This is a genomic window from Streptomyces sp. NPDC048664 (assembly GCF_040650555.1).
Classification (GTDB): domain Bacteria; phylum Actinomycetota; class Actinomycetes; order Streptomycetales; family Streptomycetaceae; genus Streptomyces.
This window is the reverse complement of sequence record NZ_JBEZHK010000001.1, coordinates 140,899-160,996: the sequence shown is the minus strand read 5'-3', so window position 1 is coordinate 160,996 and position 20,098 is coordinate 140,899. Positions and strand designations below refer to the sequence as shown.

The following is a 20,098-nucleotide window of genomic DNA, read 5'->3' as shown; positions in this document are numbered from 1 at the left end:
TCGGCGCCCGCGAGCGGGTGGCGGCTGGAAGGATCCCGCGCCATGGGGCTCGTACGACAAGATGACGAAGAGTGCGCGACCTGCCCTGCCCAGCGCGCGGGGCGCGCACGGCGCGCGGCCCGCGTCCGGTGCGCGACCCTCGTCCTGCTCGCCGTCGCCGCGTCCGCCACCGCCTGCTCCGACCCGCAGGCGCACGACCCGCACGCCCGGCCCGGCGCCCACGGCCCTCAGCAGCCCAAGGCGCCGGTCCGCGACTACTTCGCCACCCACCCGCGCGCCCTGTACGCCCGCCGGGCCGCGGCCATCAGGACCTGGGGCGTGGCCGAGGTGCCCCTGGCGGCCCCCGCGCCCCCGGCCAGGAAGCCGCGGATCGTCTCCAGGAAGGGCCTCGGGATCCAGGGCGGCACCGACCTGCCCCCGGTCTTCACCACGGTCCCCACCGCCGACAAGGTCGTCTTCCTCACGGTCGACGACGGCGCCGAGAAGGACCCGGACTTCGTCCGGATGATGGACGACCTGAAGATCCCGTACACGGCGTTCGTCCACGACTACCTCAACGACGACGACGGAGACGGCTACGGGTACTTCCGCAGGGCGCGCGACCTCGGCGCCGCACTGGGCAACGCCACCCTGCACGACCGCTATCTGCCCGGGCTGCCCTACGACGTGCAGCGGGAGGAGGTCTGCGGCATGCAGGACGTGATGGCGCGGGAGTTCGGCCGCCGCCCGACGGTCCTGAGACCGGTGGGCGGCAGCTACGACACCGACACCCTGCGCGCCGCGAAGTCCTGCGGAGTCAGGTACGTGCCGCTGTGGAACGCGGAGGTGTTCGCCGACCGCTGGGAGTTCCGCCAGTGGGACGGGCGCCTGCACCCCGGCGACATCGTCCTGACCCACCTCCCGGGCACGCCCCAGGCGCGGGGCACGATGCCCGGCGTGATGCGCCGCTTCCTGGAGAAGGTCACGGGCGCGGGATACGCGGTGGCGCGCCTGGAGGACTACCTGTGAGGGCGCGGGTGCCGTTCGCCGCGCTCCTCGCGGCCGCGCTCGCGGCCGGACCGCTGTCCGGCTGCGCCCCGTCCGTGGACCCCATCGAACGGCTGGGCAGGAAGGCGGCGCAGAAGGTCGGACCGCGGCACGAGCGGCCGGACCGCCCCTACCGCCGCTGGGGACTCGACGCCCCGCTGGCCCCCGCCCCGAGGCCGCCCCGGCCACCCGCCGACTGGTCGTCCCCGAAGCGAGCCGGACCGCCGAAGGTGCTGGACCGGGTCCCCACCCGGGACAGGGTCGTCTTCCTGACCTACGACGAGGGCGCCGAGCGCAACCCCCGGTTCCTCGACATGGTCCGCGAACTGCGGCTGCCCGTCAGCGTCTTCCTCGGCGAGGCGGCCGCCGGACCGGACGACGCGCGGCTCGCGCGGCTGCGCACGGCCGGCGCGGTCGTCGAGAGCCGTCCCCTGGGCCATCGGGCCCTGCGCGGTCGGCCGTACGGCGAACAGCGGGCCGCGATCTGCGGCCGGCGGGACCGGCCGCGGCGGCCGCCGGGGTCATCTCCCCGGCTGCTGCGCCCGCCCTACGGCGCCTACGACAGGACGACCCTGCGGGCGGCGGCGGACTGCGGCGTCACGGCCCTGATCCTCTGGCGCCCGCGCCCGTTCCCCCCGCCGGTGCCGGGCGCGGGCCCGGGGTCCCTCGTAGGGGGGACACCGGATCACGGTCCCCCGCGTGCGCCCCTCGGACCCGGCGACATCGTGCGCCCGCACGAGCCGGGCCACCCGCTCGCCGAACTTCCCGCGGAGACGGCCCGCGTGCTGCGCCGTGCCCAGGCCTCTGGCCTCACGGTGGCGCGCCTGGAGGACTATCTGTAGCGCCGCTCGCCCGGCCGATCGTAGGACCGCCGGTGCCGTCGCCGGCGTCCCCGTTCGCGCGCCGCGCCACGGTCGACTGGCACTCCGCTTGACCGAGTGCTAATCGCGGTCATAGTCTCGGCCCTGGCACTCCCCACTGGAGAGTGCCAACACGCGACGGGCAGGTCCGGCACCCGCGACGACGGATCCACCTGGTCGCCACCTCAGACAGTTAACCCCGTGAGATCTCCGAAGGGGGAGGTCGGATCGTGACGACCACCAGCTCCAAGGTTGCCATCAAGCCGCTCGAGGACCGCATCGTGGTCCAGCCGCTGGACGCCGAGCAGACCACGGCCTCTGGCCTGGTCATCCCGGACACCGCGAAGGAGAAGCCCCAGGAGGGCGTCGTCCTCGCGGTGGGCCCGGGCCGTGTCGAGGACGGCAAGCGCGTCGAGCTCGACGTCAAGGTCGGCGACGTGGTGCTTTACAGCAAGTACGGCGGCACCGAGGTGAAGTACAACAACGAGGAGTACCTCGTTCTCTCGGCTCGCGACGTGCTCGCGATCATCGAGAAGTAATTCACCCCAAGCAGACTGCTTGAGAACTGCGCCCCCGGCCCCCGCGACCGTTGAAAAGCCGGGTGTCGGGGGCGCGGTTCGTTTTTCCACGCGATGGCGGCCGCCCGGGAGAGGCGGCCGGGGATCGCGACGAGAGGACTGGAACGCTCCATGGCGAAGATCCTGAAGTTCGACGAGGACGCCCGTCGCGCCCTCGAGCGCGGCGTCAACAAGCTGGCCGACACGGTCAAGGTGACGATCGGCCCCAAGGGCCGCAACGTCGTCATCGACAAGAAGTTCGGCGCGCCCACGATCACCAACGACGGTGTCACCATCGCCCGTGAGGTGGAGATCGAGGACCCGTACGAGAACCTCGGCGCCCAGCTGGTGAAGGAGGTGGCGACCAAGACCAACGACATCGCGGGTGACGGTACGACCACCGCCACCGTGCTCGCCCAGGCGCTGGTGCGCGAGGGCCTGAGGAACGTCGCCGCCGGCGCGTCCCCCGCCGCCCTGAAGAAGGGCATCGACGCCGCCGTCAAGGCCGTCTCCGAGGACCTGCTCGCCACGGCCCGCCCGATCGAGGAGAAGTCCGACATCGCCGCCGTGGCCGCGCTGTCCGCTCAGGACCAGCAGGTCGGCGAGCTGATCGCCGAGGCGATGGACAAGGTCGGCAAGGACGGTGTCATCACCGTCGAGGAGTCCAACACCTTCGGTCTGGAGCTGGACTTCACCGAGGGCATGGCCTTCGACAAGGGCTACCTGTCCCCGTACTTCGTGACGGACCAGGAGCGTATGGAGGCCGTCCTCGACGACCCGTACATCCTCATCAACCAGGGCAAGATCACCGCCATCGCGGACCTGCTGCCGCTGCTGGAGAAGGTCATCCAGGCCGGCTCCTCCAAGCCGCTGCTGATCATCGCCGAGGACCTGGAGGGCGAGGCCCTCTCCACCCTCGTGGTGAACAAGATCCGCGGCACCTTCAACGCCGTCGCGGTGAAGGCCCCCGGCTTCGGTGACCGCCGCAAGGCGATGCTCCAGGACATGGCCGTCCTCACCGGCGCCACCGTCATCTCCGAGGAGGTCGGCCTCAAGCTCGACCAGGTCGGTCTGGACGTGCTGGGCTCCGCCCGCCGCGTGACCGTCACCAAGGACGACACGACCGTCGTGGACGGCGGCGGCAAGTCCGAGGACGTCGTCGGCCGCATCGCCCAGATCAAGGCGGAGATCGAGAACACCGACTCCGACTGGGACCGCGAGAAGCTCCAGGAGCGCCTGGCCAAGCTGGCCGGCGGTGTCTGCGTGATCAAGGTCGGCGCCGCCACCGAGGTCGAGCTCAAGGAGAAGAAGCACCGTCTGGAGGACGCCATCTCCGCGACCCGCGCCGCGGTCGAGGAGGGCATCGTCTCCGGTGGTGGCTCCGCGCTGGTCCACGCCTCCAAGGTGCTGGAGAGCGGCCTGGACAAGCAGGGCGACGAGGCCACCGGTGTCGCCATCGTCCGCCGCGCCGTCGTCGAGCCGCTGCGCTGGATCGCCGAGAACGCCGGCCTCGAGGGCTACGTCATCGCCTCCAAGGTGGCCGAGCTCGACAAGGGCCAGGGCTACAACGCGGCCACCGGCGAGTACGGCGACCTGGTCAAGGCCGGCGTCATCGACCCGGTCAAGGTCACCCGCTCCGCCCTGGAGAACGCCGCCTCCATCGCCTCCCTGCTGCTCACGACCGAGACCCTGGTCGTGGAGAAGAAGGAAGAGGAAGAGCCGGCGGCCGGTCACGGCCACGGTCACTCCCACTGACCCAGGCACTCCGTACGTCCGAAGGCCCGGCACCCCGTGTGCCGCCTTCGGCGTCACCGCCCGGCGGCGAAGCCGCCGCACCGCGCACCCACCAACGCCGGCGGGCCGTCACCGGATCAATCGGTGACGGCCCGCTGGGGTGAGGTGATCATGCGGCGAGGACGTTCAGCGCGCGGCGTGCGCGCTGGGTGACGCGCTCGGCGCGGCGCTGGAGGCGCATCGCGCGCACGAGGCGTTCTCGCTCCGCCTCCCGCATGCGCTCGCTCATCAGCTCTCGGGTCTGGTCCGCGTACAGCATCGTGTCCCCCTGGGGCGGCGGACCCTCAGGCATCCGGATGATGCCAACCTCGTCAGGTCGCGCCTTCTGCCTAGGATTCTACAACCATCCGCGCGCCATCGCCTTCGGTTTAATCCCCACGCTCGAAGATGACCTACCGATGACAGGTCCGTGCACGTCAGGAGACACGAAGGTGCAGGATCCGGGTCCGGGCGTCTACCGCGGACCGTACTTGCGCCCCGTACGCGAGGTGATCCCGCCGAGCAACGCACGAGGCGTCACCTTCACCACGCCCATCAGCGCCTTGTAACGGGGATCCGGGATCGACAGCGTCCTGCCCCGCGACAGGTCCGCGAGGGCCGCCGCGACCAGCTTGTCGGCGTCGAGCCACATCCAGTTCGGGATGTTGTCCGTGCCCATCCCGGCCCGCTCGTGGAACTCCGTACGGACGAAGCCCGGGCACAGCGCCATCAGCCGGACACCGGAACCGGCCAGGTCCCGTGCCGCCCCCTGCGTGAACTGCACGACCCACGCCTTGGACGCCCCGTACGTGCCGCGGGGCACGAACGCCGCGACCGAGGCCACGTTGACCACCCCGCCCCGCCCGCGCGTGCGCATCGCCTCCGCCGCCGCGCTGGTCAGCCGGAGCACCGCCTCGCAGTGCACCTTGAGCATGCGCAGCTCGTCCGCCATCGGCACGTCGAGATAACGGCCCTTGTTGCCGAAGCCCGCGTTGTTGACCAGCAGGTCCACCGGCTTCCTGCGGTCGGACAGCCGCGCCACCACCGCCTCGATGCCCTCGTCGCCGGCCAGGTCCGCGCTCAGCACCTCGACCTCGACGCCGTGCCGGTCGTGCAACTCCGTGGCCTGCTCCCGCAGTCGCTGGGAGTCGCGTGCCACCAGGACGAGGTCATGGCCGTCGGCGGCCAGCCGCCGTGCGAACGCGGCGCCGATGCCCGCGGTCGATCCCGTAATCAGAGCCGTTGTCATGGGCCAACGATAGTGACCCGGACCGGCCGGGTCCGCCCGCCGGACCGACTGCTCGACCGGCCCCCGGGCGGGCGCCCGCGGGCGCCGGTCAGTTGCGGTCGGCGTACTGCCGCACGTACTCCCGTGCCTTCGCCGCGTGCCGCGGGTGCAGCGCGTCGCCCGCCGCCAACAGGCCGGGCAGCAGATGCCGTTCCGTCGTGGAGGCGCGGAACTGGAGGGCGACCGTGACGTCGTGGGCGGGCCGGTGCACGACCGAGACGGGGTCGCCCACCCGGATCTCACCGCCCTCGATCACGCGCAGGTACGCCCCGGGTGCCGCCCGGTGCGTGAACTTCTTGACCCAGCCGTGCTCGCCCAGGTGGCTCTGGAAGGTGCGGCACGGGATCCGGCCGGAGGTCACCTCCAGTACCACCTCGGCCCCGACCCGCCACCGCTCACCGATGAGCGCGCCGGACACGTCGACGCCCTGGGTGGTGAGGTTCTCGCCGAAGCAGCCGTTCGACAGCTCGCGGCCGAGTTCCCGCTCCCAGTCGTCCAGGTCCTCCCGGGCGAAGGCGTACACCGCCTGGTCGTCGCCGCCGTGGTACCGCAGATCGCACACCGCGTCGCCGGCCAGGCCGCTCGCCCCGCCCGGCCCGGGCGCGGCCACCCGCACGGGCCCGTCCACCGGCCGCTTGTCGATGCCGGTGACCCCGTCGGCCTGGTCGGTGTGGTCGACGGCCACGGGCCGCCCCAGGTTCAGTGACAGAAGCCTCATGCCAGCACCGTAGACGACGGTGGCACGACGGGGGCAGCCGTGCGACGGGGTCCGCCGTCCTCAAAGTCCCGCCGCATCGTTCGCCCTCGTGTCCAAGTCCCGCTTATGCTCACGAGGTGATCGAGGCCCGACATCTCCGTGTGCTGCGCGCCGTGGCCGCCACCGGCTCCTACTCGGCGGCGGGGCGCGAACTGGGCTGCACCCAGCCGGCCGTCAGCCAGCAGATGAAGGCGCTGGAGGCGTCGGTGGGCACCCCGCTGCTGGTCCGCAGCGGACGCGACATGCGGCTGACCGAGGCCGGTGAGGCGCTGGTGCGGCACGCGGCCGGCATCCTCGCGGGGCTGACCGCCGCCGAGGAGGAGGTCGCCGCCATCGCGGGCCTGCGCGCGGGACGCGTCCGCCTCGTGTCCTTCCCGAGCGGCAGCTCCACGCTCGTCCCCACCGCGCTCGCCGCCCTGCGCGCCGCGCACCCCGGCACCCGCGTCTTCCTGGAGGAGGCCGAGCCGCCCGAGTCCGTGGAGAAGCTGCGCGCCGGAGACTGCGACATCGCCCTCGCCTTCCGGTACGAGGGCGCGGCGGGCGCCGAGGAGTGGGACGACCTGGTGGCGCGCCCGCTGCTGGTGGACCGGCTGGTCGCCCTCGTGCCCGAGAGGCACCCGCTCGCCCGCTCGGGGTCCGTCGCCATCGGCGAACTGGCCGACGAGTCCTGGATCGCGGGCTGCCCCCGCTGCCGCGGTCAACTGGTGCAGGCGTGCGCCAACGCGGGCTTCCTGCCCCGCATCGACTTCGCGACCGACGACTATCCGGCCGTGATGGGCCTGGTCGGCGCGGGACTCGGGGTCGCCGTGCTGCCGCAGCTGGCCCTCGAGTCCGTACGGCCGCGCGGGGTGCGCCCCGTGACACTGGAACCCGCGGTGCGGCGCGAGATCGTCGCCCTGACCCTGCCGGACCTGGAGCAGGTGCCGGCGGTGGCGGCGACGCTGGGAGAGCTCGCGAGGACGGCCGTCAGATAGCGGCCCCGCGCGGCGCCTGAGGCACGGCACCCCAAAACGGGCACACGTGTGCGCGCCCGTGGTGAAGACCCGTGCTGAAGAAACGTTCCTTCAATTGTTCGAGCCGGCCGGTCCTCCGCTGGTGGTGGAGGCCGGCACCAGCCGGTTCCGGGCCCGTCCCATGAGTTCCTCCCGCTCGTCCTCGGTCAGCCCGCCCCACACGCCGTACGGCTCACGCACCGCCAGTGCGTGCGCCGCGCACTCGGCGCGTACGGGGCACCTCATACAGACCTCTTTGGCCGAGTTCTCGCGAGCGCTCCGGGCCGCTCCGCGTTCGCCCTCCGGATGGAAGAAGAGCGAGCTGTCGACCCCACGGCAGGCCGCATGGAGCTGCCAGTCCCACAGATCCGCGTTCGGACCGGGAAGGCGTGAGAAATCTGCCATTGCGTGTCCCCTTGTTGCCGTTCTGGGCGGATATCTGTGCCCTCGACCGTACATCCACGATCTTAGGAGATGAAAATATGACTCATTGCGAATCTAGCCCTAGACACCAGCCAACGGGAAGAAAAGCGGCTAAATGGGGCATAGGTTGTGATGAAAGTTCGAGGGTCGGACGCGCATGTCTGCCCCGTATCCGCCCCCTCACGTACAGTGCCGAAGACGGCGTGCTGCACCGTAACTCTTTCGAGTGACCATCGTTGAGAGTGCGGAGGCGGTTGAAACAACAAGCGCTCGGGCTGGCGTCCGAGGGCGTCGACCGCACAGGTGACGATTCGTACCAGCCTGGAGGCTCAAGGTGACGCGCATCAGCTGCGGAGGGCGGTCATGACATCCGTCCTCGTCTGCGACGACTCCCCGCTTGCCCGAGAGGCGCTCCGCCGCGCGGTCGCGACCGTGCCCGGTGTCGAGCGTGTGACGACGGCGGCCAACGGCGAGGAAGTCCTCCGCCGCTGGGGTGCCGACCGCTCGGACCTGATTCTGATGGACGTACGCATGCCCGGACTGGGCGGCGTGGAGACCGTGCGGCGCCTGCTGTCCGCCGACCCCGGTGCGCGCATCATCATGCTCACCGTCGCGGAGGACCTGGACGGCGTGGCACTGGCGGTCGCCGCCGGGGCGCGCGGTTATCTGCACAAGGACGCCTCGCGCGCCGAACTGCGGGCGACCGTCACCCAGGCCCTCGCCGACCCGACCTGGCGGCTCGCCCCGCGCCGGCTGCGCTCGGCCGAGATGGGGGCCGCCCCCACGCTCACCGCGCGCGAGATCCAGGTCCTGGAGGGCATGAGCCACGGTCGCTCCAACGCGGAGATCGGCCGTGAGCTCTTCCTCTCCGAGGACACGGTGAAGACCCACGCCAGGCGACTGTTCAAGAAGCTCGGCGCCTCGGACCGTGCGCACGCGGTGGCGCTCGGTTTCCGGTGGGGCCTGGTCCGTTAAGTGGACCACCGCGGGGGCAAGCGGATCCCCGCCTACCGCATGGTGGGCGGGATCGGCAACATGGCCTGCCGGGTGCCCGCTGCTCGTTTCGCCGCGGATGCCGCATCCTTGGAGGTGTGGAGTTCCTCGGGGACGAGTCGATCGAGCGGCAGGGGAGGGCGCAGGAGATGAGTTCCGGCGCACCTGCTCATAACGCTTCGGTGCACAACTATGGACGCGGTGCTACGGATCGCGCGGCGCCGAGGCACCATGGACCGATGCGCGACGACGAGACGACGGTGATCGGTGCGCTCGTTCATCTCGCCGTCGACGGCGACGAGCAAGCCACCCATGACCTGCTCGCCCGCGTCCATCCGCTGGCCCTGCGCTACTGCCGTACCCGGCTGTCCCGGCTGCCGGGCGACGCCCGGCACTTCGTGGAGGACCTCGCGCAGGAGGTGTGCGTCGCGGTCCTTCTCGCGCTGCCGCGCTACAAGGACACCGGGCGGCCCTTCGAGGCGTTCGTCTTCGCCATCGCCGCGCACAAGGTCGCCGACCTCCAGCGCGCGGCGATGCGCCATCCCGGATCCACGGCGGTGCCGTCGGACGAGATGCCGGAGCGCCCGGACGACTCGCTGGGCCCCGAGGAGCGGGCGCTGCTCAGCAGCGACGCCGAGTGGGCCAAGAAGCTCCTCGCCAACCTGCCCGAGAACCAGCGTGAGCTGCTTCTGCTCCGTATCGCGGTGGGCTTGACCGCCGAGGAGACCGGGCAGATGTTGGGAATGTCACCAGGAGCGGTGCGCGTGGCTCAGCACCGGGCGCTGAGCAGGCTGCGGGCGCTGGCCGAGCAGTAGGACATCGCGGCCGCGGGCCTGTTCCCAGGGCTCGGGCGCCGCATGGCCGCGCCGTCGCGGCCGGTGCGTTCGGAGGAACGTATGAAGTCCTGGAGCTCCTCGCCGCGTGGAAGGGGAGCCCGGCGCTTCCCGTTAGCATGGACATCCGCACCGATCAAGGCCATTGGGGAAGGTGTCATGACTGCCAACGTCGACGGAGTGCCCGAGAAATTCGCGACACTCGGGCTGACCTACGACGATGTGCTGCTGCTGCCGGGCTCGTCGGACATGGCGCCCGACGAGATCGACACCGCCTCGTACATCTCCAGGAACGTGCGGGTCAGCGTCCCGCTCCTGTCCGCCGCCATGGACAAGGTCACCGAGTCGCGCATGGCGATCGCCATGGCCCGACAGGGTGGCGTCGGCGTGCTGCACCGCAACCTGTCCATCGAGGACCAGGCCAACCAGGTCGACCTGGTCAAGCGCTCCGAGTCCGGCATGGTGGCCAACCCGATCACCATCCACCCGGACGCCACGCTCGCCGAGGCCGACGCGCTGTGCGCGAAGTTCCGCATCAGCGGTGTCCCGGTCACCGACCCCGCGGGCAAGCTCCTCGGCATCGTCACCAACCGCGACATGGCCTTCGAGAACGACCGCTCCCGCCGGGTGAGCGACGTGATGACGCCGATGCCGCTGATCACCGGCAGGGTCGGCATCTCCGGTGACGAGGCCATCGAGCTGCTGCGCAGCCACAAGATCGAGAAGCTGCCGCTCGTCGACGACTCCGGCGTCCTCAAGGGCCTGATCACGGTCAAGGACTTCGTGAAGGCGGAGAAGTACCCCCGGGCCGCCAAGGACGCCGAGGGCCGTCTCGTCGTCGGCGCCGCGGTGGGCGTGGCGGGCGACGCCTTCGAGCGGGCCCAGGCCCTGATCGAGGCGGGCGTCGACTTCATCGTGGTCGACACGGCGCACGGTCACTCCAGGCTGGTCGGCGACATGGTCGCCAAGATCAAGTCGAACTCGTCCGGCGTCGACGTCATCGGCGGCAACATCGCCACGCGCGACGGCGCCCAGGCCCTGATCGACTCCGGTGTGGACGGCATCAAGGTCGGCGTCGGACCGGGCTCCATCTGCACCACGCGCGTGGTCGCCGGCATCGGCGTCCCCCAGGTCACGGCCATCTACGAGGCCTCGCTCGCCGCCAAGGCGGCCGGCGTGCCGGTCATCGGCGACGGCGGCCTGCAGTACTCGGGCGACATCGCGAAGGCCCTGGTCGCGGGCGCCGACACGGTGATGCTCGGCTCCCTGCTCGCGGGCTGCGAGGAGTCGCCGGGCGAGCTGCTGTTCATCAACGGCAAGCAGTTCAAGTCGTACCGCGGCATGGGCTCCCTGGGCGCCATGCAGTCCCGTGGCGAGCGCAAGTCCTTCTCCAAGGACCGCTACTTCCAGGAGCGCGTCGCCTCCGACGACGAGCTGGTCCCCGAGGGCATCGAGGGCCAGGTCCCCTACCGCGGCCCGCTCTCCTCGGTCGTCCACCAGCTGGTCGGCGGTCTGCGCCAGTCGATGTTCTACGTCGGCGGCCGGACGGTCCCGGAGCTCCAGGAGCGGGGCCGGTTCGTGCGCATCACCGCGGCGGGCCTCAAGGAGAGCCACCCGCACGACATCCAGATGACGGTCGAGGCGCCGAACTACAGCAGGAAGTGATCCGCTGACCCGCGGTTTCGCGTCCCAGGGGCGGTCCCGGAATCCCGGGACCGCCCCTGTCGCACCTCCGAGGCGGCTCGCACCCTGGCCGTCGGCGATACTGGAAAGCGCTGAAACGCAGAGGGAAAGGCCACAGACGTGACTGAGATCGAGATCGGGCGCGGCAAGCGCGGCCGCCGGGCGTACGCCTTCGACGACATCGCCGTCGTCCCCAGCCGCCGTACGCGGGACCCGAAGGAGGTCTCGATCGCCTGGCAGATCGACGCCTACCGCTTCGAGCTGCCCTTCCTGGCCGCACCCATGGACTCGGTCGTCTCCCCGGCCACCGCCATCCGCATCGGTGAGCTGGGCGGCCTCGGCGTCCTCAACCTCGAGGGCCTGTGGACGCGGCACGAGGACCCGCAGCCGCTCCTGGACGAGATCGTCTCGCTGCCCGACGAGGTCGCCACCCGCCGCCTCCAGGAGATCTACGCGGCTCCCATCAAGGAGGAGCTGATCGGGCAGCGCATCAAGGAGGTGCGCGACTCGGGCGTCGTGACCGCCGCCGCGCTCTCCCCGCAGCGCACGGCCCAGTTCTCCAAGGCCGTGGTGGACGCGGGCGTGGACATCTTCGTCATCCGGGGCACCACGGTGTCGGCGGAGCACGTCTCCCACTCGCACGAGCCGCTGAACCTGAAGCAGTTCATCTACGAGCTCGACGTGCCGGTGATCGTCGGCGGCTGCGCCACCTACACCGCGGCGCTGCACCTCATGCGCACGGGTGCGGCCGGCGTGCTGGTCGGCTTCGGCGGCGGCGCCGCGCACACCACGCGCAACGTGCTCGGCATCCAGGTCCCGATGGCCACCGCCGTGGCGGACGTCGCCGCGGCCCGCCGGGACTACATGGACGAGTCCGGCGGCCGCTATGTGCACGTGATCGCGGACGGTGGCGTCGGCTGGTCCGGCGACCTGCCGAAGGCCATCGCGTGCGGTGCCGACTCCGTGATGATGGGATCCCCGCTGGCCCGCGCCACGGACGCGCCCGGCAAGGGCAACCACTGGGGCATGGAAGCGGTCAACGAGGAGCTTCCGCGCGGCAAGAAGGTCGACCTCGGCACGGTCGGCACCCTCGAGGAGGTCCTCACGGGCCCGTCGCACACCCCCGACGGTTCGATGAACTTCTTCGGCGCCCTGCGCCGCGCCATGGCCACCACCGGATACAGCGAGCTGAAGGAATTCCAGCGCGTCGAGGTGACGGTGGCGGACTCGCAGCACAAGCGGTGAGGTGACGCTCCGCTCGCACTGAGCGAGGCACCGAGGGGCCCGGCCACCCGAAAGGGTGGCCGGGCCCTTTCGTGTGCGTAAGTGCCCTGGTGGGGGCGCGTCTTGCGGGGGAGGGGCGCACGGTTGCGTTCGGGGCGAAAGGGTGAGGAACGGGCGGATCGAGCCGATAGTGTCCGTGATCGGCGACCCAGTTGTCCGGGGCCGCCCCCTTCTGCGGAGAGCGTTCCGGACCCCGGCCCTCGGGGCCCGGCCCGAACTCCAATGGACCGTCCACCGGGCTGACTGGGCGGCGTCATGGAAGGGGGCGCGCCCGTGGGCCGTCACCGCAAACCAACTCGCTGGGACCTGTTCCGTCTGCGGATGGTGCAGTGCCGGAGGAGGTGGATCTTGCGGATTTTCGGTTGGTGAGCGGCCACCCCTACAACAACTAGGGGTGGGCACTCCGTTCACCGGCTCGGAGCCTGCCGCAGCAGCCACTGCGGTGGGCTCCACCTTTTTGTACGGTACCGGATTCGCCGTGGGGCGGTCGGGTGCCGTGGGGGGTGGATCTTGCGGATCTTCAGTTGGTGAGCGGCTACCCCTACAGACAATAGGGGTGGACACTCCGTTCACCGGCTCGGAGCCTGCCGCAGTATGCCCCCTGCGGTGGGCTCCACCTTTTTGTACGGTACCCGATTCGTCCTGTTCCAGCGGCTTCCGCGCGCCTGTGCGCCTCCCTCACAACCGATGCGCCGCCCCCGTAGGAGTAGCGCCCCGGGTGTCGAACAGCAGCTGCGCCTTCACCGACAGGCCCTGCAGGTCGTACACGCGGTGCTGCTGGAGCAGGATCGTCAGGTCGGCGCCCGCCGCCGCCTCGTAGAGGGAGTCGGCGCGCGGGATCGGGCGGTCGAGGACGCTCCAGGCGGGGACGTGCGGGTCGTGGTAGCTGACGGAGGCGCCGAGTTGCATCAGCCGCACGGCGATCTCGTCGGCGGGGGAACCCTGCTGGTCCGCGAGGTCGGGTCTGTACGTCACCCCGAGCAGCAGCACGCGGGCGCCGCGAGCCGACTTGCCGTACTCGTTCAGCAGGGTGGCCGCGCGCTGCGTCACGTACTGGGGCATGTGCTGGTTGACCTGCTCCGCCAGTTCGACCATCCGCAGACAGCGGCCGGTCAGACCCGCCAGGTCCTGGGGTACCGCGTGGCCGCCGACGCCGGGGCCGGGGCGGAAGGCCTGGAAGCCGAAGGGCTTGGTCTCCGCACAGCGGATGACGTCCCACAGGTCGACGCCCAGGTCGTTGCAGAGCACCGCCATCTCGTTGACGAGGGCGATGTTGACCTGGCGGTAGTTCGTCTCCAGGACCTGCACGGTCTCCGCCTCGCGCGGCCCGCGGGCCCTGACCACCTTGTCGGTCAGGCGCCCGTAGAAGGTGGCGGCGGACTCGGTGCAGGCGGGGGTGAGGCCTCCGATGACCTTCGGGGTGTTGGCGGCGCCGAAGTCCCGGTTGCCGGGGTCGACGCGGCTCGGCGAGTAGGCGAGGTGGAAGTCGCGCCCCGCCCGCAGCCCGGATTCCTCTTCCAGCAGGGGCCGCAGGAACTGCTCGGTGGTGCCGGGGGGTACCGGTGACTCCAGGATGACGGTGGTGTGCGGGCGCAGCCGTTCGGCCAGGGTGCGGGCGGCCGCGCCCACCTGGCCGAGGTCGAGTCTGCCGTCGGCGCCGCGCTGGACGGGTGCGCAGATGACGGCGGTGCGGACCCGGCCGAGCTCGGCGGCGTTGGCGGTCGGGCGGAAGCCGCGGGAGAGCATCCGGCGCAGTTCGGCGGCGGTGAGGGAACCGGCCTCGGGGCCCGTCCGGTATCCGAGCGTGGGGATGCCGGCGGCGACGGCGGCCTGGGCCAGGGGCAGCCCTAGATGACCGAGTCCGATGACGGCGAGATCTGCTGGCATGGGGGGTGGGCCGTCCTTCCCAGTAGCCGAAGCGGTACAGGTGCGCAAGCTCTGTGGACAGAATGAGCGAGTGCAATGTCAGACTAGGAGTAAATATGACCGATTTGCGGGATTGACTCGGCGTGTTTCCTTGTGTGTTGTCCACAGGCCGTGAGCGCGTGGTGGCCGAAGCCGGTCATCAAGGTCAGACTTTGGGCATGGGGACGTGATCCGGGCTTCGCCGGACAGGTGCGGCCGACGCGACTGCTAGCGAGCGGGAGGCAGCGGTGAGGACAGGGACACTGGGTCCGGCGCAGCGCGCCGAGGCACTGGAGGCGATGGCCGAGCAGGAACTGGACGTGCTGGTGGTGGGCGCGGGCGTGGTCGGCGCCGGCACCGCCCTCGACGCGGCCACGCGCGGGCTGTCCACGGGCCTGGTCGAGGCCCGTGACTGGGCCTCGGGCACCTCCAGCCGGTCCAGCAAGCTGATCCACGGCGGCCTGCGCTACCTGGAGATGCTCGACTTCGCGCTCGTGCGGGAGGCGCTGAAGGAGCGCGGGCTCCTGCTGGAGCGGCTGGCGCCCCATCTGGTGAAGCCGGTCCCCTTCCTGTATCCGCTGCGGCACAAGGGCTGGGAGCGGTGGTACGCGGGTTCGGGCGTCGCGCTGTACGACGCGATGTCGATGGCCCGCGGACACGGCCGGGGACTGCCGGTGCACCGCCACCTGAGTCGCCGTCACGCCCTGCGTGTCGCGCCCTGTCTGAAGAAGGACGCGCTGGTCGGGGCGTTGCAGTACTACGACGCCCAGATGGACGACGCCCGCTTTGTCGCCACCCTGGTGCGCACGGCCGCGTGGTACGGCGCGAAGGTGGCCAACCGCGCCCGGGTGACGGGCTTCCTGAGGGAGGGTGAGCGGGTCGTCGGCGCCACCGTGCAGGACGTGGAGGGTGGCGGGGAGTACCGGATCCGCGCCCAGCAGATCGTCAACGCGACGGGTGTGTGGACCGACGACACCCAGGCGATGGTCGGCGAGCGCGGCCAGTTCCACGTGAGGGCGTCCAAGGGCATCCACCTGGTCGTGCCCAAGGACCGGGTCAGCTCCTTGACCGGGCTGATCCTGCGGACCGAGAAGTCCGTGCTGTTCGTCATCCCCTGGGGGCGGCACTGGATCATCGGCACCACCGACACCGACTGGAACCTCGACAAGGCCCATCCGGCGGCCTCCAGCGCGGACATCGACTACCTGCTGGAGCATGTGAACTCGGTCCTCGCCGTCCCCCTCACCCGTGACGACGTGGAGGGGGTCTACGCGGGACTGCGCCCACTGCTCGCCGGGGAGTCCGACGCCACCAGCAAGCTGTCCCGGGAGCACACCGTCGCCCATCCGGCGCCCGGGCTCGTGGTGGTGGCGGGCGGCAAGTACACCACCTACCGGGTGATGGCCAAGGACGCCGTGGACGAGGCGGTGCGCGGCCTGGACCGGCGGATCGCCGAGTGCGTCACCGAGGACGTACCGCTGCTGGGCGCCGAGGGCTACCGGGCGCTGTGGAACGCCCGGGCACGCATAGCCGCGCGCACGGGACTGCACGTGGTGCGCGTGGAACACCTGCTCAACCGCTACGGAGCGATGGCGGAGGAGGTGCTCGACCTGATCGAGGCCGACCCGTCCCTCGGTGAACCGCTCCACGCGGCCGACGACTACCTGCGCGCCGAGGTGGTGTACGCGGCCTCGCACGAGGGGGCGCGCCACCTGGACGACGTGCTGACCCGGCGGACCCGCATCTCCATCGAGACCTTCGACCGCGGCACGCGCAGCGCGCGGGAGGCGGCCGAGCTGATGGCGCCGGTGCTCGGGTGGGACGTGGACCAGATCGCACGCGAGGTCGAGCACTACGAGAAGCGGGTGGAGGCGGAGCGGGAGTCGCAGCGTCAGCCCGACGACCTGACGGCGGACGCGGCGCGACTGGGCGCACCGGACATCGTGCCGCTGTAGTGCCGCTGTGGTCCGGGCCGAGCCGGCCGACCGTGCTTCACTCGAACGGGTGCTCTGTCTCGGGATCCTTGTGCGGAACCGGCTCGTTCTACGAGGTGCGGGGGCAGAACTCGGCGGTGAGCAGGGCCCGCTCCAGTCCGGAGTTCGTGAACCCGTCCGTGTTCACACGGAAGGTGAGGACATGACGGCCGTCGGCGGTGGCCGCGGTGCGCACGAAGCTGCCGAGGATGCGCCCGTTGTGTCCCCACACCGTCGTGCCGCACGGAAGCCTCACCGGATAAAGGCCCATGCCGTACACGCCTTGTGCGGCCCGGGTGTCGCGCATCTCGCGCAGCTGGCGCGACGGCAGCAGCCGACCGCCCAGCAGGGCCGCGTAGAAGCGGTCCAGGTCGGCGAGCGTCGTCACCAGCTCGCCCGCGGCGCCGGCCACGCGCGGGTCGATGTCGGTGACGTCGGAGCCGTCGGCGGCAAAGGCGCGGCCGTGCGGTGCGGGCAGCGTGGTGCGTGCGCCAGGGAAGGAGGTGCTGGTCAGACGGAGGGGAGCGATGATGCGGCGCTCGGCCTCGGCGGCGTAGGAGCGACCGGTCACCTGCCGGATGACCATGCCGAGGACGACGTAGTTGGTGTTGGAGTACGAGAAGCGGCCCCGGGCCGCAGGAGGGCGGGTGAGCGCGATGCGTACGGCCTGAAGCGGGGTCAGGGGGATGCGGCCACCGGTGGCGGCGGTGAAGTCGGCCAGGCCGCTGGTCTGGGTGAGCAGCTGGCGCAGGGTCAGCAGGCGGCCGTCGTTGCCCGCGCCGCGCACCAGCCCCGGCAGATGCTCCTCCACCGTGTCCGACAGGGACAGTCGGTGCTCGGCGGCCAGCTGCAGCACCACCGTCGCGATGAAGGTCTTGGTGACGCTGCCTGCGCGGAAGTGGTCGAAGCGGGAGATGCCGTGACCCGCCTGCGCGAAGTGCCGGCCTTTACCGCTGCGGGTCAGCAGCGCGGCGGCGGGAGCCCCGCCCTCGGAGACGAGCCGCCGGAGCACCGCGTCCGTCGCCGGGACCGGCGAGGCGGCCGGAGCCGTCGGCGCCCCGGAGCCGGCCGGGGCGAGTCCGAGGACCAGGCACACCGTTACGGCCAAAAGAGTCCGCGTCCGGGGTGTCCGGCGCAGCGGCATCGGGTTCCCTCCTCTTCGGGGCCCATCATGGAGGACGACCTTACGGCGTGCGGTCCGCCATGCCCACCTCCGGCTCCCCCTGGCGCCGCGGCGGCGCCAGGGCCACGCGCGGGCCTCCCGCGGCGCGCGCCCGGACTCCGGCACCCGGGTGTTCGCCCCGCCCGAACGTCCCATAAGTCCCGGACGCGCGACGAGCCGGAGCAACAGGGCCCCCTGGGCGCCGGGCGGTCCGTGCGTGAGGGACAATGAAGGCTCTGTCAGGGCGGGTTGCATGAGGGGACGCATGTCGGAGGCGGAGCGGGCGGGGACATCCCGTCAGGACAAGAGTGAGCGTCTCCTCGCCGGGCGGTACCGGCTGGGGGACGTACTCGGCCGCGGGGGCATGGGCACGGTGTGGCGGGCCAAGGACGAGACCCTCGGACGCACGGTCGCCGTGAAGGAACTGCGGTTCCCGTCGAGCATCGACGAGGACGAGAAGCGCAGGCTCATCACACGGACCCTGCGCGAGGCCAAGGCCATCGCCCGGATCCGGAACAACGGCGCGGTGACCGTCTTCGACGTGGTGCACGAGGACGACCGGCCCTGGATCGTGATGGAGCTGGTCGAGGGCAAGTCGCTCGCCGAGGCCATCCGCGAGGACGGCCTGCTGACCCCGAAACGGGCCGCCGAGGTGGGCATCGCGGTGCTCGACGTGCTGCGCGCCGCGCATCGCGAGGGCATCCTGCACCGTGACGTGAAGCCCTCCAACGTGCTGATCGCCGAGGACGGCCGGGTCGTGCTCACCGACTTCGGCATCGCCCAGGTCGAGGGCGACCCCTCGATCACCTCCACCGGGATGCTCGTCGGCGCCCCCTCCTACATCGCACCCGAGCGGGCCCGTGGCCACAAGCCCGGCCCGGCCGCGGACCTGTGGTCGCTCGGCGGACTGCTGTACGCGGCGGTCGAGGGCGTGCCCCCCTACGACAAGGGATCGGCGATCGCCACGCTGACCGCGGTGATGACCGAGCCGGTGGAGGAGCCCAAGAACGCGGGCCCGCTGAAGGACGTCATCTACGGGCTGCTCGCCAAGGATCCCGAGCAGCGGCTGGAGGACCGCAGCGCGCGGGCGATGCTGAACGAGGTCCTCCACGCCCCTGACCCCGAGGAGGAGGTGCCGGCCGACGCGACCCGGGTCGTGGAGCTGCCGCCGGCGCCCGACAAGCCCTCGGGCAAGGCGTCCGGCAAGGAGCCCTCGGACACCGGGGCGGCCAAGCGGGGCGAGGAGGCCGGCGAGCGGCTGCGCGGGGCGCTGCGCTCCGTGCGCAAGGCCGCGGCGTCGGCGGGCGCGGCCACGGCCGCCGCGGCGGCCTCCGCACGGTCGAAGACGTCCGGCCCCGCCGCCGGGCAGGAGCCCGGGAGCACGGGCTCCGCGCAGGCGTCCGGGACCGAGTCCGCCGAGAAGGCGGGCTCCGGGGGAACGACGGCCAAGGCGACGAGCGCCAAGGGGACGAAGGCCAAGGGCACCGACGCCAAGGGCGCGGCGTCCGGCGGCGGGAAGGCGGCCGCGGCACCGGCCGCCATCGTCACCGGTGCGGCGGGCGAGGCGGGCGGCGCCCGGGACAAGAGCGCGGCCACCGGGTCGGACTCCGGCACGGGCAAGCCGCGTTCGGGCTGGCCCGTCGTCCCGGATCCGGACCGGCCGCCGCGGCCGGCCGTGCCGCCGAGGGCACCGCTCACCGACGTGGTGCCCAAGCGCACGCTGGTGATCATCGCAGTCGTCGTGGCGCTCGCCGTGCTCGGCACGGTGCTCGCGCTCACGCTGCCCGGCGCCGGCGGCGACGACGCGCGCGACGGCAAGGGGGGCTCGGCGAACCCCGCCGCGTCCTCGGCCGCGTCCACCGGGAAGGACGGCCAGGGCGACAAGGACGGCAAGGGCGGACAGAGCGGCTCGCACACCGACACCGGCAGCACGAGCGGCACCGCCGGAAACGGCTCCGACGGGCAGGGCAACGCGAACGGCACCCCCGGCACCGGCACGGGCTCGAACGCCGGCGGCGCGTCGCCCGGCGCCTCGGGCGGCGAGGTGGCGGTGACGACGTACCACGGCGACCAGGGGTACTCGATCGGGCTGCCGGCGGGCTGGAAGTTCAAGTCCTCGGACGAGAACGGCGACCGTTTCACCGGCCCCGGCGACCAGCGGCTGCTCATCGGCTGGACGTCCACACCCAAGGACGACCCGGTGGCGGACTGGGAGAACCAGGAGCACAGCATGGTGCGCCCCAACTACCACCGGATCCACATCGGCAAGGCGACGTACAACGACTGGAACACGGCGGACTGGGAGTTCTCCTACACCGACGGGGGAACCGAGTACCACGTGATCGACCGCGGATTCGTCGTCAACCCCCATCAGGGCTACGGACTGATGTACACGGCGAAGGCGTCCGACTGGGACGGCGCGCTGCGGCAGAGCACCTGGAAGGCGCTGACCGGGACCTTCCGGCCGAAGCCGTGACGTATCGCGCCCCGGCCCAGAGCACCGGCGGTCGGGGCGCGCGGAGATACGGCACTTCCGGGTTGCGGGTTGCCTCGGCCACGTATCGTGAAGGACCGCGGGGCGCCCGGAGC

The 20,098-nt window shown here is 71.6% G+C and carries 17 protein-coding genes; 11 read left to right on the top strand and 6 right to left on the bottom strand.

Annotated features, from left to right (window positions below; all coding sequences use genetic code 11):
• Nucleotides 1-42 precede the first annotated feature (42 nt).
• The 4 genes from AB0C59_RS00680 (at nucleotide 43) to groL (ending at nucleotide 4,198) form a co-directional block, all read left to right on the top strand.
• A complete protein-coding gene (locus AB0C59_RS00680; protein WP_362999954.1) occupies nucleotides 43-1,008 on the top strand; it encodes a polysaccharide deacetylase family protein in 966 nt (321 codons plus the stop codon).
• Nucleotides 1,005-1,868, top strand: coding sequence for a polysaccharide deacetylase family protein (locus AB0C59_RS00675; protein ID WP_362999953.1), 864 nt, complete (start codon nucleotides 1,005-1,007; stop codon nucleotides 1,866-1,868). The genes AB0C59_RS00680 and AB0C59_RS00675 overlap by 4 nt, the downstream gene beginning before the upstream one ends.
• A 248-nt stretch (nucleotides 1,869-2,116) precedes the next feature.
• On the top strand, nucleotides 2,117-2,425 hold the full coding sequence (gene groES, locus AB0C59_RS00670) for a co-chaperone GroES (RefSeq protein WP_360972947.1): 309 nt from the start codon (nucleotides 2,117-2,119) through the stop codon (nucleotides 2,423-2,425).
• A gap of 150 nt (nucleotides 2,426-2,575) precedes the next feature.
• Complete coding sequence (groL, locus tag AB0C59_RS00665) at nucleotides 2,576-4,198, top strand: chaperonin GroEL (RefSeq protein WP_362999952.1); 1,623 nt, start codon at nucleotides 2,576-2,578, stop codon at nucleotides 4,196-4,198.
• A 148-nt stretch (nucleotides 4,199-4,346) separates the two neighbouring features.
• Here the strand turns inward: groL and AB0C59_RS00660 are convergent, their stop codons facing one another.
• The 3 genes from AB0C59_RS00660 to AB0C59_RS00650 form a co-directional block, all read right to left on the bottom strand.
• A complete protein-coding gene (locus tag AB0C59_RS00660; protein WP_362999951.1) occupies nucleotides 4,347-4,529 on the bottom strand; it encodes a hypothetical protein in 183 nt (60 codons plus the stop codon).
• A 162-nt stretch (nucleotides 4,530-4,691) separates the two neighbouring features.
• Nucleotides 4,692-5,465: an SDR family oxidoreductase gene (locus AB0C59_RS00655; protein ID WP_362999950.1), complete on the bottom strand. Its 774-nt coding sequence runs from the start codon at nucleotides 5,463-5,465 to the stop codon at nucleotides 4,692-4,694.
• An 88-nt stretch (nucleotides 5,466-5,553) separates the two neighbouring features.
• Entirely contained in the window at nucleotides 5,554-6,222 is a 669-nt protein-coding gene (locus tag AB0C59_RS00650; protein ID WP_362999949.1) for an MOSC domain-containing protein, read from the bottom strand.
• Nucleotides 6,223-6,338: 116 nt separating this feature from the next.
• On the opposite strand from AB0C59_RS00650, the gene AB0C59_RS00645 reads away from it, so the two are divergent.
• On the top strand, nucleotides 6,339-7,235 hold the full coding sequence (locus AB0C59_RS00645) for a LysR family transcriptional regulator (protein ID WP_362999948.1): 897 nt from the start codon (nucleotides 6,339-6,341) through the stop codon (nucleotides 7,233-7,235).
• 90 nt (nucleotides 7,236-7,325) lie between these two features.
• Here AB0C59_RS00645 and AB0C59_RS00640 read toward each other — a convergent pair whose 3' ends face one another.
• Nucleotides 7,326-7,658, bottom strand: a complete 333-nt coding sequence (locus tag AB0C59_RS00640) for a WhiB family transcriptional regulator (RefSeq protein WP_362999947.1) — start codon at nucleotides 7,656-7,658, stop codon at nucleotides 7,326-7,328.
• 381 nt (nucleotides 7,659-8,039) lie between these two features.
• Between AB0C59_RS00640 and AB0C59_RS00635 the strand changes: the two genes are divergently transcribed.
• From AB0C59_RS00635 to AB0C59_RS00620, 4 genes are all read left to right on the top strand, one after another.
• The gene (locus AB0C59_RS00635; protein ID WP_003948568.1) at nucleotides 8,040-8,651 is read left to right on the top strand and encodes a response regulator transcription factor; all 612 of its coding nucleotides are present in this window, start codon (nucleotides 8,040-8,042) and stop codon (nucleotides 8,649-8,651) included.
• 257 nt (nucleotides 8,652-8,908) lie between these two features.
• Nucleotides 8,909-9,484 (top strand): sigma-70 family RNA polymerase sigma factor, encoded by a 576-nt coding sequence (locus AB0C59_RS00630; protein WP_362999946.1) that lies wholly within the window; start codon nucleotides 8,909-8,911, stop codon nucleotides 9,482-9,484.
• Nucleotides 9,485-9,661: 177 nt separating this feature from the next.
• A complete protein-coding gene (guaB, locus tag AB0C59_RS00625) occupies nucleotides 9,662-11,167 on the top strand; it encodes an IMP dehydrogenase (RefSeq protein WP_362999945.1) in 1,506 nt (501 codons plus the stop codon).
• A 138-nt stretch (nucleotides 11,168-11,305) separates the two neighbouring features.
• Nucleotides 11,306-12,430, top strand: coding sequence for a GuaB3 family IMP dehydrogenase-related protein (locus AB0C59_RS00620; protein ID WP_362999944.1), 1,125 nt, complete (start codon nucleotides 11,306-11,308; stop codon nucleotides 12,428-12,430).
• Between the two features lie 717 nt (nucleotides 12,431-13,147).
• Here the strand turns inward: AB0C59_RS00620 and AB0C59_RS00615 are convergent.
• Nucleotides 13,148-14,356 carry a nucleotide sugar dehydrogenase gene (locus AB0C59_RS00615; RefSeq protein WP_362999943.1) on the bottom strand — a complete coding sequence of 403 codons (1,209 nt, stop codon included), beginning with the start codon at nucleotides 14,354-14,356 and terminating at the stop codon, nucleotides 13,148-13,150.
• 266 nt (nucleotides 14,357-14,622) lie between these two features.
• On the opposite strand from AB0C59_RS00615, the gene AB0C59_RS00610 reads away from it, so the two are divergent.
• Nucleotides 14,623-16,329 (top strand): glycerol-3-phosphate dehydrogenase/oxidase, encoded by a 1,707-nt coding sequence (locus AB0C59_RS00610; protein ID WP_362999942.1) that lies wholly within the window; start codon nucleotides 14,623-14,625, stop codon nucleotides 16,327-16,329.
• An 88-nt stretch (nucleotides 16,330-16,417) separates the two neighbouring features.
• Here the strand turns inward: AB0C59_RS00610 and AB0C59_RS00605 are convergent, their stop codons facing one another.
• Nucleotides 16,418-17,491 carry a serine hydrolase domain-containing protein gene (locus tag AB0C59_RS00605; RefSeq protein WP_362999941.1) on the bottom strand — a complete coding sequence of 358 codons (1,074 nt, stop codon included), beginning with the start codon at nucleotides 17,489-17,491 and terminating at the stop codon, nucleotides 16,418-16,420.
• 283 nt (nucleotides 17,492-17,774) lie between these two features.
• Here AB0C59_RS00605 and AB0C59_RS00600 point away from each other — a divergent pair, with 283 nt between their 5' ends.
• Complete coding sequence (locus AB0C59_RS00600; RefSeq protein ID WP_362999940.1) at nucleotides 17,775-19,985, top strand: serine/threonine-protein kinase; 2,211 nt, start codon at nucleotides 17,775-17,777, stop codon at nucleotides 19,983-19,985.
• Nucleotides 19,986-20,098 lie beyond the last annotated feature (113 nt).